General features: G+C 65.7%; 1 protein-coding gene. It reads right to left on the bottom strand.

The features are described from left to right. Positions 1–715 (bottom strand): IS66 family transposase (locus FN369_RS09635; protein WP_142525930.1); only part of this gene is annotated, 715 nt, incomplete at both ends.

Here is a 715-nt window from a genome sequence, read left to right as displayed (position 1 = left end):
GATCCGTTGTTGTCGGCAGCGACCTCGGGGTGGTCGAGAAAGGTGAACAGATGATCTCGAAGCTTGCCGTATCGTCGGCGTAATCGTCTGCCGTGACGGTTGATCGGGGCGAGCGCCATGACGGCGTCGAGGTCATGGTCGAGGCGACGCCGCCAGGCACGCCTTGTGGCGTCTGCGAGGGTGCGATGGCGCCGCGCCAGCACGACGGCGCGGAGCAGCAGAGCCTTCATTCGGGGTGCGAAGATCTCATCGCCGGCTTCGATCGCGAATTTGCAGTCCCGGAGTTGGTGGGCGAGGCAAATCTGCCAGTGATCGGCATGGCCGCGCTGGGCACCATAGAGATCGGAGACCCAGATCGCGGGGCGATGGCCGTCCATTACCTCCGCGACGACGTTGGCGCCCCGGCTTGGCCGGATCACATGGATGACGGCGTCGTCGTTCTGAAAGACCCAGTTCCAATGGGTCCGGCCGTTGATCCGCACCGAGGTTTCGTCGGAACAGACGACCCGCGCGCGGCGCAGTCGGGCGAGGATGGTGCCGATATCGGCATCGAAGCCCGGCTTGGCGCGGCGGAATGCGGCATCCAGCGCGCCTTCGCTGATCGCCAGGCCGAACAACTCGGTGAACAGGCGCGACAGCCGCCGGTAGCTGACCGCATGGATGACGCGCAGGTAGATCGCGAGCGCCACGAGGTTGAGGCTGAATGGCGTGCCGG

The sequence above is a fragment of the Methylacidimicrobium cyclopophantes genome (assembly GCF_902143385.2).
Classification (GTDB): domain Bacteria; phylum Verrucomicrobiota; class Verrucomicrobiia; order Methylacidiphilales; family Methylacidiphilaceae; genus Methylacidimicrobium; species Methylacidimicrobium cyclopophantes.
The sequence above is the reverse complement of the archived record's forward strand: the minus strand, read 5'-3'. Positions and strand labels throughout refer to the sequence as shown.